The organism is Lacticaseibacillus suibinensis (genome assembly GCF_003946175.1).
Lineage (GTDB): Bacteria > Bacillota > Bacilli > Lactobacillales > Lactobacillaceae > Lacticaseibacillus > Lacticaseibacillus suibinensis.
Map to the genome: position 1 here is coordinate 1 of NZ_RHOK01000035.1, position 13,284 is coordinate 13,284.

At 49.4% G+C, this 13,284-nt stretch carries 16 protein-coding genes and 2 pseudogenes; all 18 read right to left on the bottom strand.

Features of this window, described 5'->3' with window-relative positions; genetic code table 11:
• Nucleotides 1-1,178 (bottom strand): distal tail protein Dit (locus tag EKM90_RS11920; protein ID WP_191987480.1); only part of this gene is annotated, 1,178 nt, incomplete at its 3' end.
• Between the two features lie 1,471 nt (nt 1,179-2,649).
• Nucleotides 2,650-3,876 (bottom strand): annotated as a pseudogene (locus EKM90_RS13275) (phage tail tape measure protein); the annotation flags it as partial.
• A gap of 18 nt (nt 3,877-3,894) precedes the next feature.
• On the bottom strand, nt 3,895-4,044 hold the full coding sequence (locus EKM90_RS12955; RefSeq protein WP_164507984.1) for a hypothetical protein: 150 nt from the start codon (nt 4,042-4,044) through the stop codon (nt 3,895-3,897).
• A gap of 50 nt (nt 4,045-4,094) precedes the next feature.
• Nucleotides 4,095-4,475, bottom strand: coding sequence for a hypothetical protein (locus EKM90_RS11930; protein WP_125582948.1), 381 nt, complete (start codon nt 4,473-4,475; stop codon nt 4,095-4,097).
• Between the two features lie 70 nt (nt 4,476-4,545).
• Nucleotides 4,546-5,139, bottom strand: coding sequence for a major tail protein (locus tag EKM90_RS11935; RefSeq protein ID WP_125582950.1), 594 nt, complete (start codon nt 5,137-5,139; stop codon nt 4,546-4,548).
• A gap of 2 nt (nt 5,140-5,141) precedes the next feature.
• Nucleotides 5,142-5,462, bottom strand: coding sequence for a hypothetical protein (locus EKM90_RS11940; RefSeq protein WP_125582952.1), 321 nt, complete (start codon nt 5,460-5,462; stop codon nt 5,142-5,144).
• Nucleotides 5,462-5,812, bottom strand: coding sequence for an HK97 gp10 family phage protein (locus EKM90_RS11945; protein WP_125582954.1), 351 nt, complete (start codon nt 5,810-5,812; stop codon nt 5,462-5,464). The genes EKM90_RS11940 and EKM90_RS11945 overlap by 1 nt, the downstream gene beginning before the upstream one ends.
• Complete coding sequence (locus EKM90_RS11950) at nt 5,802-6,116, bottom strand: phage head closure protein (RefSeq protein ID WP_125582956.1); 315 nt, start codon at nt 6,114-6,116, stop codon at nt 5,802-5,804. Before EKM90_RS11950 ends, EKM90_RS11945 begins: the two co-directional genes overlap by 11 nt.
• Nucleotides 6,109-6,381 (bottom strand): phage gp6-like head-tail connector protein, encoded by a 273-nt coding sequence (locus EKM90_RS11955; RefSeq protein ID WP_125582958.1) that lies wholly within the window; start codon nt 6,379-6,381, stop codon nt 6,109-6,111. The genes EKM90_RS11950 and EKM90_RS11955 overlap by 8 nt, the downstream gene beginning before the upstream one ends.
• Before the next feature lie 168 nt (nt 6,382-6,549).
• Complete coding sequence (locus EKM90_RS11960; protein ID WP_191987481.1) at nt 6,550-7,746, bottom strand: phage major capsid protein; 1,197 nt, start codon at nt 7,744-7,746, stop codon at nt 6,550-6,552.
• The gene (locus tag EKM90_RS11965; protein ID WP_225422872.1) at nt 7,725-8,312 is read right to left on the bottom strand and encodes an HK97 family phage prohead protease; all 588 of its coding nucleotides are present in this window, start codon (nt 8,310-8,312) and stop codon (nt 7,725-7,727) included. Before EKM90_RS11965 ends, EKM90_RS11960 begins: the two co-directional genes overlap by 22 nt.
• Nucleotides 8,260-9,498, bottom strand: coding sequence for a phage portal protein (locus tag EKM90_RS11970; RefSeq protein ID WP_125582962.1), 1,239 nt, complete (start codon nt 9,496-9,498; stop codon nt 8,260-8,262). Before EKM90_RS11970 ends, EKM90_RS11965 begins: the two co-directional genes overlap by 53 nt.
• Nucleotides 9,499-11,229: a terminase large subunit gene (locus EKM90_RS11975; protein ID WP_125582964.1), complete on the bottom strand. Its 1,731-nt coding sequence runs from the start codon at nt 11,227-11,229 to the stop codon at nt 9,499-9,501.
• Nucleotides 11,222-11,599 carry a P27 family phage terminase small subunit gene (locus EKM90_RS11980; RefSeq protein ID WP_125582966.1) on the bottom strand — a complete coding sequence of 126 codons (378 nt, stop codon included), beginning with the start codon at nt 11,597-11,599 and terminating at the stop codon, nt 11,222-11,224. The genes EKM90_RS11975 and EKM90_RS11980 overlap by 8 nt, the downstream gene beginning before the upstream one ends.
• A 14-nt stretch (nt 11,600-11,613) precedes the next feature.
• On the bottom strand, nt 11,614-11,955 hold the full coding sequence (locus EKM90_RS11985) for an HNH endonuclease (RefSeq protein ID WP_191987482.1): 342 nt from the start codon (nt 11,953-11,955) through the stop codon (nt 11,614-11,616).
• Between the two features lie 61 nt (nt 11,956-12,016).
• Nucleotides 12,017-12,262: pseudogene (locus tag EKM90_RS11990) on the bottom strand (ribonucleoside-diphosphate reductase); the annotation flags it as partial.
• Complete coding sequence (locus EKM90_RS12960) at nt 12,262-12,438, bottom strand: hypothetical protein (protein WP_164507986.1); 177 nt, start codon at nt 12,436-12,438, stop codon at nt 12,262-12,264. The pseudogene EKM90_RS11990 and the gene EKM90_RS12960, both read right to left, overlap by 1 nt.
• 225 nt (nt 12,439-12,663) lie before the next feature.
• Complete coding sequence (locus EKM90_RS11995) at nt 12,664-12,963, bottom strand: hypothetical protein (protein WP_081334455.1); 300 nt, start codon at nt 12,961-12,963, stop codon at nt 12,664-12,666.
• Nucleotides 12,964-13,284: the final 321 nt, after the last annotated feature.

A 13,284-nucleotide genomic window follows, 5' to 3' on the forward strand; every position in this document is an offset into this window, starting at 1 on the left:
CCTGTGAGCCAGACTGTCCAACCGTCAATCTCGGAGGCATCGAAATTTGCCACTGTCCGTGTTTCAACTCCGCCACCACCAAGGGTGACCCGATTAATGCGAAAGGTAACTTGGCTTCTTAGCTTCGTAATAACTAGGTCGTATTCATCATTCTTGTAGTACGACCGTGGAAGATTATCCAAGAACAAATGTTGACCGTTCACAGTGCCCTCAAACATCAGCATGTCGGTTGAACGTGAATTGTCATACAACAGAAGGGATACAACGACTTCATGGCCTTTAGTGAGGTTAAACTCACACCGTCCGGTTGTATTCTTAGTTGTTGAAAACTTCATTCTGTTCACCCATTGGAAGTTTCCATTGAGCTTACCAGCCGAATTGACCGGTAGCTTGCCGCTCATGGAAGGACCAGACCACTTCATGTCAGCCGTTCGCACACTAGCTGGTGTTGCTGTTCCCGGCGTTCTTGTATAGTCAAATGGCCCAGTCTGCTGATTGGGCATTGATTCACTCCCGTTGAAAAGCGGATAAGCCACCACACCGTCATTAAGTGTCACGTCAGTTGGCTCGCTGTCAAACGTATAATGATAGACCTGCTCCGACCGTTCTTTCGTCACGCCGTCGATCTCATCATTAGCGCCGAATTGAAGCACGCCGCCAGCGTCGTTCGTCCACGCTACTACGCCGTTATCATCGGCCATTGTAGCCGTCAGGATAGGAGCAGTCGGTGCGGTGCCAGCATTTGTGACCGTGATATCGGTGCCGGACTGACCGGTGACGGTAGTGATGTCGTTGGAGTGAGACACGCCGTCGTAGCAGATGAACTCCAGTGTGCCTGAAGTCCGGAAACCTCCGATTGTAAATTCGCTATTCTTTGGAATCGCAAGATAGTAGCGATCCGGTGTCCGACCCACCGTGAGCTTCTTTGGTTCAGTAACAGCCAAAGCCTCTATCAGTGATTGACGCTTAGCCTCGGTGGGGTTGTGCATGGCATACGGTATTTTGATTGTTCGCGTGCCGTACTTTCGCCGTGTGAACCGTTCACCGATACCTTCGGCGAATGATAAAGCCGAGTCGCTGGTCTCTGGGAGCATACCCGTATCAGTTGAGAATGAAGGCGTGATGAAGTCATTCAACAAAACGCCGTTGAAAGTAACCGGCAATTCATATCTAAGCATTCCCAAACCTCCTATTCTTTGTTCTAGCGGCCGAGTTAGTGAGGCGCTGAATTTCTGGCTGCATCGTACGTGCTCCCGCCTTCCAGTCAACATATGCCGGAACGCCTTCCACAACCGCTTCAACCAGCTCAGTCAGCATGTCGTTTTGTTCCTTCATGTATGCCAGTTGCTGGGCAGTTGCCGCGCCCATCGTGTTGCTGACTGCGGCTTGAACGTAGTCCATCAGCTTGCTGATTGGTGCCACCGCTTCAGCACCAGCCTCACCCACGCCGTGGACGGAACCATCACCACCAGCGAACAGAGTTGGCTTGTTGAAGATACCCCCAGCCGCGTGCCAGTTGATGGACAGATGTGGCAGTTTGCCCTTCAGCAGGTCGCCAATCTTCCAACCTGCCGGCGAAATGCCAAAGTGCGGCATCGGAATGTGTGGCCAGCTGATTTTGAAGTTGAAGAAGCCTTTGATGGCGTTGATAGCCTTGCTTACTGCCTTCTTAGCGATGTTAATTGGTGTCATGATCGCATTCTTGATGCCATTCCAAACTGTGGAAGTAGCGCTCTTGATGCCATTCCAAACGCCAGTGACTACACCTTTGATGCCATTTACCGCACCAGTCACGAATGACTTGATACCATTCCAGATTGATGTGATAACTGACTTAACCGCATTAAACACGGTGCTAGTCACTTTCTTAATGCCGTTCCACGCTGTTGTGATGCCTGTCTTGATTGCATTAACCACTGGCATCACAAAACCTTTAATGGCATTCCATACTGATGAAATAACCGCCTTAATTGCATTCATTACCGTGGTGATAGTTTTATGAATTAAATTCCACGCCGTACCGATAATCAGTGCGATGGCAGTGATAACAACCGTGATGAATGACTTAATTCCGTTCCAAACTGGTTTCAAGAAAGCAACAATTGCGTTCATCGTGTTTGTGAATGTGGTCTTGATGCCATTCCACATATTGCTGAAGAACGCGACCAGCCCGTTCCAGACACCTTTTAACCAAGTAACGATGGAACCCCAGTTTTTGATTACGATAACAATGCCCGCGATTGCGGCTGCAATACCGAGGGCAATCAGAGAGAACGTGCCTCCGAGTGTGACAACTGCCGCAATAATCGGCGCGAGCATCCCAATAATGACCGAAACACCGCCAAAAATAACAATGAATTGTTTGACTGACGCTGGTAGTTTGCCGAATGCTTCGGCCGCCTTTTTTGCAAAATCTGCAACCTGCTTCAGCACCGGCGCGACCGTAGCTAAGATTTCGCCACCAATATCAGCCAGTGACTGCTTCATCTGCTTTTGCGCCTGCGTGGCTTTGTCAATCGGGTCCAAAGTCTGGTCGAACGACTTTTTTACAGTTCCAGCGCTGTCAGTGGCAGCGCCTTTCAATTCATCAAGACTGACTTTGCCGGACTGAATTGCCGCCACCATCGCTGGTGCTTGACGAGTGCCAAAAGCTTCAACGCCGGCGTTCAGTGCATCGACTGGTGACTTCGCGTTTTTAATCGCGTTGAAAGTTCCTGTTAGGCCTTGTTGCAGAGTTTTGTTGTCCGCTGCATAAGCCGCAGAGGCTTTCTGCATCCCCTTCAAAGCAGTAGAAGCGTCAACCCCACCTTTAGCCCATTGTGCAACAACACCTACGCCGTCTTTCAAACTGATATGGAGCTGGCTAAAGACTGGATACGCATCGGCGACTGATGATTCTAGATCATCAACTGATACACCGCTCGATTGACTGGCCGCCGTGAAGGTATCAAGAACGCCAGGTATTTCCTTTGCCTGAACGTTGAACTTGCCAAGCGTGTCGCGCAGAGCATCAACCGCATCAGCACCGGACTGACCAGTGACCGCGCTAAACTCCGCGACATAGTTCGTCGTTGATTCCAGCGCATCACCGGTTAGCCCGAAGACAGAATGAAGACCTGCCATAGTGTTTGACAGGTCTTCGCTTTCCATTTGAGAGCCGGCCATAGAGCCTTCGACCTTCTCAAATGATTTACCCAGCACTTCGGCAGCCGCCCCAGTCGCACCGGTTTTGCTAGTCAGGTTATCAACAGAATTATCCATTTCAGACCAGGCGTCGACTGCTGTTTCACCAAACTCTTGTATCTTGCCACCAATGTCACTGAAGGCATCGCCCACGTTCTGGAGTTTCTCACTGAATGTATTGTTGGCAATCTGGTCGAGTTTGTTGCTGGCATCATCAGCGTCGTTGCCCATGCCTTTGATGTCGTTCCCTGCCTGCGCGGCCTTAACCGCCGTCTTAGAATAGCCGGCTGCAGCCATGCCCGCAGCGTCATTGTTATCCTTCAGGAAGGTATCGGTATCTTTGAGCTGACCAGAGAAGTGATCAAGCTTGCCTTCAGTCGCGACCACCTCGCGTTGAAAGGCGCGGTACTGGTCTTCGCCAATGTCGCCGGCTTTGAACTGTGCTTCGACCTGAGCCTGAGCTTCCTTCAACGTCTTGAGCTTTGAGCTAGTCTGCTCAACCTGTTTTGCCAACAGTTGTTGTTTCTGAGCAACCAGCTCTGTGTTGCCTGGATTAAATTTCAACAGGTTGTCCACTTGCCGCAATTCTTTGTTGACGGCTGTGGTCTGCTTATTCACGCCGGACAAAGCTTTGTCGAGCTTGGTCGTGTCGCCATTGATTTCAATCGTAATTCCTTTAATGTTACCCGCCATTTTTTCGTCTCCTTTCTTTTAAAAGTTGTCGAAGTCAGCCTGTGTTGCTCGGCGCGACTTCTCGCCACCGCTCTTGTGGGCGTTGACATACTCGACACTTTGATCAAGCACCTGACCAATCGAAAGCTCGTTGAGTTCACTCACACTGAACCCCATGACCTTCGCCATGTACAGGAACGAGTCAGTGTCGATTGGCTCGTCTGATTGGTCGGCGCTACTTAGTTTTTTGTTGTCGTGAACAGGCTTTGCATCAGCTCCATGACTGCGCCCATCGTGACGTCTAGCGGCAGAGCATCAAAAGTTCCAAGCCACGTCTCAAGGTCGCCGATGGAGCTGTCTGCATTTTTGGCAAAAGCCCAAACAACTTTGTACAGCGTTCCCATGTCGAGATTGGCAATGTCGTCATACGCCATCTTGGTCAGGTCAAAATCATTTGACTTCTTGTCTCCGGTCGATTGAACGTTATCAAACACTTTCGCCAGCCGAATCATGTCAGCAAAGAAGTCAGTACCGAACTGATTTTTATACAAAATCGCAGTAGCCGCGCTGGAACGTAGCGCAAGTTGTTTGCCATCTGGCAGATTAACTACTTTTAGCATTGTTTCCTCCTATATATGAGCCGCCCACAGGCTCGTGTACTGTTGATTTCATAGGCGACTATGTGACGGACTAGCCTTCAGTGGAGGTGGTGGCTGCGGCCTTACCGGGCACAACGACTTCCGAGAAGAAGTCACTGTATGAAGGTGAGCCTTCAGACACCTTGCCGTGAGAGCGATGTTCATACGGATCCGGTGCGGCAGTGAAGCTCAATTCCTGTGTGTTAACTTCAGTCTTGTCTTCCTTAGTCTTAGAACCAATGGAAGGCCGAGTTGCCGTGACGTTGAACATCACGTGACGAGTGCGGTTCTTATCGCCGCTGAACTCGAATAGCAGTGCAAACTGCTTTGGCTCTGCATCCGTGTTGTCTACTTGCATTCCAGTTGTGGCATCAATAATGTCGCCAAACACGTCCTGGTTAAACTGATCGTTAAGTCGGGCCACGGTCAGCTTGCCTGAATACCCTTGATTGCTGACGGAAGTATAGTATTTCGTGTCATCGGCATAGAAGTCATTGGAGTCGCCTTCTGGGTCGATGCTTAGTTCGGTTGCGCCCTTCAGCGGAACCGGAGTCGTATAGCTCAGCTTAGAACCGTCATCAGTGGCGATGGCGTAGTATGCGTTCTTGAGGCCAAACTCGACTTTGTTTTCTGTGTTTTCTTCCATGTTTATTCTCCTTTTTCAATATAGTAAATGCGCTCGAACATCTTCTCGGTCTCGATGTACGCGTCACCATCGCATGACCAATCAATTTCGTTAGCATCAAAAAAGGACTCAACTTGTGTCTCCACAACCGGGTCCTTGATTTCAAAGTAGTACTCCACGCGGTAGGTACCACGTTTTAGATAATGTGCATCATCGGCATAGAAGTCATCTGGGCCAGTATCGAATACGATCAGATACGGCAGAGGCTGGGCATTGCCCGTTCCCCACGCGCCATACGTGGTCGGTTTGATTGCCGACAGTCCAGTGATTAGGTCAGCCAGCATCAGCTCAGCCCCTTTCTGAGTGCAGCTTCAAATGTATTGGAGGCAGTCTTCTCGGCAGAAGCAATGTGCGGAATGGCACGAGTACGCTTCCCGTTACGGGTCGCGTGGCCGTTTTCCAGCAAGCTAGTGAGCTGCGGCTTGTTCTTGTTGTAGACCACTAAGCCCTTACCTTTTTTCCGAGTCGTCCAGCCTCGATAATATTTTTTCCCTGATTGCGTATCACGCGGCGAAGTCGAAGTCAATTCATCCACCGCAGCTTTTGCGGCTTTCTGTTGAGCTTCATCCACATTCTGCTGAACATCTTCCTTGTACTGGTCGAGCAGCTTTGAGAGGTCAATCTCAATCGCCAATATCGCTCACCTTCCTTTGCAAATACAGTTCAATTTCGTCTGCGTTGCGCTGGTAAGTGCGAATGAGAGTATATGCGTTGCCGCGCCACTTCATAGTTTGCTGGCCGTCATACTCAAACGCGTGGACAATCAATTCGACTTCTGGACGAATGCCAGCTTGGGCCGCCGCATAGAACTCACTCATCGTCAGTTCTTTCTTCCCGGCTTGCACCGTGGTTTTCGTCTCTTTTGTGATTTGATTGCCGTATTTGTCCGGTTCGTATGTCGCACCGATGAGAGTTACGTCTTCGCTCCAGTCAATCATAGACACCCACCTGCCCAACCATCAGATTGTGTAGGCGGTACTGGATGTTGCGTGGCATCGTACCTTCACCGCGATTGCGGAAGCGCCATGCGGCATAATCAATCTGAAGCATGATTGCCGGATTGTCTTCATCCAAAACAGTCACGCCGGAAGCATTCAGCTCGGTTTCTACACTCGCTAGAATTGACTGCAAATACGGGTCACGTGTATCTGAAGTTATCCCCAGATTAGCTTTCAGTAAGCTGAGTTTATCCAATCCAGCCATTCAAGCCACCCCCTTAGTCAGCGGGAACTAGTGCCAACAGGTCAGCCTTCACAGTCTTCCCCGTGTGGTCGATGCTATGCGCATCCAGATATGCGGTGATTTCAGCCACCGTGTTAGTGTCGGTCGGCTTCACATCGCCGGTTGGATCATACGCCGGGGTGTCCGGCGCTACGCTTTTGGGCCAAGCGTTACCAGATAACCAGCAGCGGTATCAGCGACTTCAACGTCAACGGAGATAGCGGCGAGCATAGCTTGTGCGAAGTTTTCGTTCACAGACCAGCCCAGTTGAACCTCTTCGCGGTCGAACAATTTGACAAAGCGCTTCGCATCACCAACGAATGCCAACGCATCACCAGCGGCTGCGCCAAGTGCGGTATCTGGAACAATGCCAACCTGCAGGCCAAGGAAACGGTAGCCAGTAGCAGAGGTTACGTCCGGTTGCATCAAGTAGCGGCCTTCACCGTCCTTCAAGGTGTCCAAGAATTGGAACCCAGATTGAGTGGCGATGACAGACTTGTTGTAGGCTGGGTCGAGGTCAACGTTGATGATGTGCTTGATGCCGTCTGCATCAGTAGCAGAAGCAGCAGGAGCAGTCTTCAACTTTTCGGCAATCAAGCGGTTCTTGGTATTTAACACAACCTGGTCGAGCACGTTCTGTAGCAAGCGGTTCAGGTCGGTCGCATCACGCAGAGATTCATGAGAGGTGGTGATTGAGCCACGATAGGTACCCACGTTCCACTTCACAGTGATGAGTTCAGGCTTTGCCAGCTCTGGGTTTGCTGCCAATTCTTCCACGGTGTGAAGACTTTCATCTGTCTTCTTAGCCACAGCATAGGTCCCACCGGCTTGCTGTACGCTGATAACGTCAGCGAACTTGGTCAAATCATACGTGGTCTTGAGTTCGTCCTGTGCTTTGTACAGGATTTGCTGTGGAATAATCGCGGCCACATCGCCGGATACAATGCCATCACGCTTCTGGCCTTTGCTGTTCAAGTAATCAATCAGCCCACGAACTTCTGGGTTTTCTTTTTCGATCGTCTTCATGCGGGTTTCTCCACCTTTCTTTGCGTTTGTCTGCGGTTTGTCGGGTTCTGCGGGCGTTTCGTTTGCATCTTCCAGTTGCTTTTCAAGGTCAGCAATATTAGCCTTCAAGTCTTCGTTTTCCTTCTGCAGGTCTTCGATGGACTTGTAGTTTTCATCACTGTCAGCGGCCGCCTTGTCCAATGCTTCCTGATCAGCGGCCTCATCAGCAGCACGCAGAATGGCCTGCTTGGCAGTTTCAAGCTCAGAACGTTTCTTTTCGTTCTCAGCTAATGCGGCACGCGCCATCTTCAAACGTGCGTTTAAGATAATTGGGTTTTCCATTTTTCTTTCAACTCCTTAACAAGTTTTTGTTTGCGTTCGTTGAACGCTTCTTCTTCGGCGTGTTCATTATCACGACTACGTGCGCCAATCTCGGTTGTTTCATATGCCGGAAAAGCCACAACCGAAACCTCAAACAGGTCAACATCGGTTAGCGTGTTGTGCCAGCCGTCATCACGCTTTTCCACCTTCTGGTCTCGGATGTAGAAGCCGAATGAGGCTTGTGATACATCCCCACGTTTTACTTTTGCGTAAATTGAAAGGGCCTCCGGATCGTCGTCATTAATCTCGACGGTTCCGAAAAGCCCTTTATCATCTTTGCGTAATGTCATAGTACCGGCGCTTGTGCGACCCAGCACCTTACCTGTGTCATGATCGAACAGCGCGCGAATGTCTTGGTCTGCGATGTCGTCCGGAATTGCTTCTGGTGCCACCGTTTCAAACTGACCTCTGTATAACTGAGTTTCTTCGTTAAACCGGATGAAGTAGCCGGACAAATATTTCTTGCCACCCTCTTCAGTCGCCGCTAGGAAGTCCGCCGTCTTGGTCAGACTGGTTCGTTTCTCCATTGTCATCACCTCCCTTCAATTTGGCCTGTGCGCCAAGTTTGTCGGTTGGCACGTAGTTCTCAAGCGTGATGAGGTCTTCCATCTCATCATCAGGTGGCAATCCAACCCAACCACGCCACTCATTCCGCCTCATCGCTGTGCGGTCGACCATTTCCTTACCGGCGTTCACTAGCTCGGTTAGATCGTATTGGTAAAGTGAACGCGGGTTGAAACGGAAGTACCAATTTGTCGAGATGAGCACATCGCGCGTCAACGCCTGAGCAATCATCTGACCTAATCCAGCAATGCGCGTGTTGACGAAGTTGTTGTACTCTTCACGGTTGAAGTCACCGACGCCTAACAAAAAAGCCGGCACTCCGAAGAGTCCAGCCACAGTCTTTTTGTCGATTTCCACGCCTTCATTCAGGGCGATGTCTTGCAAGGTCAGCGGTTTGACCTGTTGTACCTCCAGCAAGTCCGCCGGAATGACCCACGGTTCCAATCCGTCAGAATGCCCGATGTACTTGTTCTTAACTTCATCACGGCCAGCGTCACTGCTCAATGCCTCACTATCAGAATCAACTTTGATAATGATGTTCGGCATATATTTGCCGCTCATGAATACCGATTTAGTCTTGGCGGCCTGTGCGAGGTTGTTCAATGTGGTGTTAAGAATTGTGTCAAACCCGTGTCCAATTAAAGGGTAGCGCGGGTCAGGGTTGATAAGAAAGTGCACCAACTGAGCCGAGTCCATTTCTTTGTTACCATATCGAACGCGCAAGTCGGAGGATTGCGAATCGTAGATATAACTCACATTCATCATGTCCAGCGGGCGCAACTCGGAGAGATAATCGCTTCCCGGCTGGGCGATGATTTGACACAGCGAATTGCCATCACCATACAGATACAGGTCTCGGACAATCTTTGTCAGCCATGTCTTTCGGGTCATACCCTTCGACGGGCTAACATCAATCAATCGCGACAGCTCGTTGTTAACTCGTTTGTCACCTTTGTCAGTGTTTTCCAGCAAGTGAATGCTCATCGAAGAAACCAGCTCGGCAATCGTATTCACCGCTGACTGCACGTCTGGGTTGTCCGCCAGTCGCGTGTAACCGCTAGTCTGCAACAGCTCAGCCCACTGTGGCGAACCCAGTTGGACAATTTGCGGTGTGCTGCGTTTTTCAGTTTTCCGTTTTAGTCCAAACATTTAATCACCTCCTTTCAGCCAGGCTGATGCGTTTTCGTTCTTCGTGATGTCTTCAGACATCTGAACACATGCGAAAACAGACGCATCAAACAAGTCAATGCGCTGATTGCCTGACTGACCGTCAATTTTGTCGTACTGGATCATGTCGTCCGTTTTCTCAACAGCCGCCACGTTGGACACGCAGTATTCATATGCTTCGCTGTGGACGTAGTAGAGTTCTTTGTTCTTAGCCTTCATTTCAATTCTTCGGAAACCCTCTGATTTCTTGAAGAAGTATTGCGGCTGATCGACAATCTTGAAGTGTGCTTTCTTCATCTGCATGAAGAACTCACGACCAAACTTCTTATCGAAGCCGACCTTCCTGATGTTGAACCCAGCAGCGCGCATGCTTACGAACCACTTCACAATGTCGTCATACAGCACAGTCGCGGTGTTGCTCATCGTCAGCCAACCATCATCCTCCCAGCCAAACAGTGGAATGCCATCCTTGTCAGCTTTCTCATGTGCAGCCTGTCGTGGGAAGAACGCGTGCGTAATAACAATGTCAGTATCGCCTTTTCGGCCATACAAGGCTGCAGCAGTGAGGTCATGTAACTTAGATAAGTCCGCACCGCCATACCATTTGATACCCATGCCAGCCAGGTCTTTCAATGACCAATCATAGGAACGGTCGGATGCTTTGAAGTCTTCAATATCGAAGTAAGCTTTACTGGAAGCTGTGAACACATTCAGTGTCTTGTTGAAGAACTCAAGCCGCGTCTGTGGGTCGTTGAGTGCCATCTCGGCATCACGCCGCAAATCATCAAGTGACACTGACACGCCAACCGAAGGGTTTGATTTCATCAACACTTCGTCACTAGTGAAGTCATCCACGTCGCCATCCTCATTCTGGTCAGCCTGGCAGATGAAGAAGAAATATTCATCGTCTTTGATTTGACCGGACAGCACCTTCTTGGCGTACTCTACGCGTTGTGCCAGGAAACCGTTCGGGATGTCGCCAGCGGTCGAAATGCCAATCAACAGTTTGTTTCGATAGGCCTTCTGTGCGTTCTTCATCAGGATGTATTTCTTTGCTGATTTGAACGCGTGCAGTTCATCAAGGATAAGCAGGTTGGCGTTCAGCGAGTCCAGCCGTTTCTCATCACTCGCCAACGCTTGAATATAGATTGAGCCATCTTCGCCAAAGTCCTTCGTGATGCTGTGCTCCGAGTTGTTATCACGTATCTGATAACTCGAATCGTGGAAACGGTCGATGTTGAACTTCAGCAGACTAAACGACTCCATTGTCTGTTTTAAACTATTCGCTAGCACATACAGCTTTGAACCCGATCGTGCTTCGAGCAGTGATAACGCGAAGCCGAGCGCGGCGGCGAACGTCGTCTTACCCTGTTTTCTCGGAATCATAATCAGAACTTCGTGGAAGCGGCGCAGGTCTGTACCCTTCTTGTAGAAACACAACATGTTGACAATGCAGAATTTTTGCCAATCAGTTAAAAGTAAAGGCCGTCCACGCATAGGACGGCCTTCCAAGTCTTCACCTTGCTGATGCACGAATACATTCTCAATTAAATCAATCACGAAGTCGGCGTCTTTCATCCGAATATCGAACTCATCTGTCCGCTTCAAATCATTAAGGAACCGCTCACCAGCCTGTACACGCAACCGGTTCGCCGGAATAGTGCCATCAATCACACCGGTTGCATATGCCTTGGCAACTTTGAAGCTATCCATCCGCAACACGGCTCTTCATGAAGTCGGCTAGCGGGTTAGCGTTCACTGTCGGCACGACTTCCACACTATTCGATTTAGGATTGAGTTGCAACCGGTCAGAGTAGCTGGCAATGTCCTTTCGCAGAGACTCAATCGCATTGAGAATTGGCACCTTGCGCTGATTTGTCGCGCCGGCTTTGTTGGTGTATTCTTCCGTGACTTTGTAACCAGACTGCTCGTATTGATTAATAAGGACCGCGTACTGGTCGAGCATACCAGCGTAGATTGTGATGAGGTCATCGTATGCTGATTTGTACACGCCAAGGTCTTTCATCTGCTCGACCACACGACGCCTGCGGTCCAACGTATCGACCCGTACTTCTTTTGCCATTCACGACACCCCTTTCACTTACAGTTATCGCGTAGTCGGAAAAAACTCCCATTGTCCCGTCTCCCGTAAGCCAAAATTATTTTTGTGAACGGGGGGGGATCCAAATTTTTATCGGCAAAAAATTTTTCAAAATCGCGTCTTCGTTTTTGTTGCCAATACAATCCAGCACCAGTCACTTCATCCGTGAGCCGGTCGTGCATCTTGTTGTGTGATGCAGCAGAGAGTGGCAACAGGTTCCACGTCTGCAATGCCAGCATCGGATAGTCAGCCAGTGGATAGATGTGATGAATCATCGTGGCTTGCACAATACGTCCGTATCGCTTGGCTTCTTGGTCTTCATAGTTATACTTGCGCATGACTACTGCCCTCTTGTGCTGCCATCGCTTAGACTGGTAGAAGGCGTGGTTACGCTCACGGTTAGCCAAGAGCATCACCCTTTGTGTACTGTTTAATCTTGTCCACTCGCATGTCTGACCAAGTGTCGCGCGTGCCATCTGGCTTGTACACGGTAACGACTGGCATGGACTTGTAGCCTAGCTTGCGGAAACGTGCATAGTCTTGTTCGTCAGCCATGATTGTTTGGACTGGCATGGCACGAGACAGCAGTTTTGCGGTCATACGACACTTGGCACAGTTTGGTTTGGTATAAATGATCGCGTGCATTAACCGTTTGCCTCTAACCACTTACTAAAATCAAGGTGCTGGGCAAATGGCTCATTGGGGTTTTTCTTCGTAGATTTCTTCTTAGCCGCACGATCAACAGCGGTAATCATGTCATATTCAAGCTTTGTCATATTACCAGCATCTGTATTTTTGATTTGAGCTGATGCTCGTCTCATAGTCCTCACTCCTTTAGAACGCAAAAAAATAGGGGAACACGGTTAGACGTTTTGTCCTTCCGCGTTCCCCTAGTTCATTAGGTGGATCACTTTTTTATTTGGTTACTTACTGTGGTGGAGTAGAATACCGGTTTTCCTTCTTGGAACCGCACGATTGCTTCTCCATATGGCGGTGCACTCACCGCTTTAATTAGCTGGCCGTCTTTTACAATGTAAAGGCCATTTTTAATTGAGTTCATATGTGCATCTCAACCTTTCATCGTCATAAACGAACGCATACAGCAAATGCTTGCCCGTGGTGAAGCCATTCTTAATCTCATAGGGATCATTTGGCTTTGCTGTTCCAAGCTGGCGCCACATAATGCCACGATCATCTTTAAACCGCTCGCTATGATAGTGGCCCGAGTGAAGTTCGTATGTTTTTGCCATATTGAATATCTTTTTGTACTCAAATGGAAAAAGCCCTGTCAGCTTGTCCTTGGCCACATCTCCGTGGGCGAGCATAATGCCAACATGTCCTAGCAAGTATGCACAGCGCCAGTCGGTTGCCGGATTACTGTCATTGAGATCAACGTGAACTTGTGGATAGCGATCTATCAGTGCATAAAGAAAAGCGTATTCGAGATCGCCTGAATGGTTGCCGAACACGCTCTTGATTGAGACGCGATTGCTATATTCAATTGCCAGCGGAATAATCTCCCCAGTTTACAATTCAAGTGCAACACCCTGACGACTAGACCAAAAAGGCCATGAAGACCTATTCTTGTTAGTGCTAGCTAAACAAGAAAGCAGGAATCTTCATGACCCACTCTCAGACTAACACCCACAAGCATTACCAACAACTCA

Coding starts and splice junctions, on each gene's coding strand:
- EKM90_RS12955 (WP_164507984.1), bottom strand. CDS start 4,044: ATGGCGAAGGTCATGGGGTTCAGTGTGAGTGAACTCAACGAGCTTTCG.
- EKM90_RS11930 (WP_125582948.1), bottom strand. CDS start 4,475: ATGCTAAAAGTAGTTAATCTGCCAGATGGCAAACAACTTGCGCTACGT.
- EKM90_RS11935 (WP_125582950.1), bottom strand. CDS start 5,139: ATGGAAGAAAACACAGAAAACAAAGTCGAGTTTGGCCTCAAGAACGCA.
- EKM90_RS11940 (WP_125582952.1), bottom strand. CDS start 5,462: ATGCTGGCTGACCTAATCACTGGACTGTCGGCAATCAAACCGACCACG.
- EKM90_RS11950 (WP_125582956.1), bottom strand. CDS start 6,116: ATGATTGACTGGAGCGAAGACGTAACTCTCATCGGTGCGACATACGAA.
- EKM90_RS11955 (WP_125582958.1), bottom strand. CDS start 6,381: ATGGCTGGATTGGATAAACTCAGCTTACTGAAAGCTAATCTGGGGATA.
- EKM90_RS11960 (WP_191987481.1), bottom strand. CDS start 7,746: ATGGAAAACCCAATTATCTTAAACGCACGTTTGAAGATGGCGCGTGCC.
- EKM90_RS11965 (WP_225422872.1), bottom strand. CDS start 8,312: ATGGAGAAACGAACCAGTCTGACCAAGACGGCGGACTTCCTAGCGGCG.
- EKM90_RS11970 (WP_125582962.1), bottom strand. CDS start 9,498: ATGTTTGGACTAAAACGGAAAACTGAAAAACGCAGCACACCGCAAATT.
- EKM90_RS11975 (WP_125582964.1), bottom strand. CDS start 11,229: ATGGATAGCTTCAAAGTTGCCAAGGCATATGCAACCGGTGTGATTGAT.
- EKM90_RS11980 (WP_125582966.1), bottom strand. CDS start 11,599: ATGGCAAAAGAAGTACGGGTCGATACGTTGGACCGCAGGCGTCGTGTG.
- EKM90_RS11985 (WP_191987482.1), bottom strand. CDS start 11,955: ATGCGCAAGTATAACTATGAAGACCAAGAAGCCAAGCGATACGGACGT.
- EKM90_RS12960 (WP_164507986.1), bottom strand. CDS start 12,438: ATGAGACGAGCATCAGCTCAAATCAAAAATACAGATGCTGGTAATATG.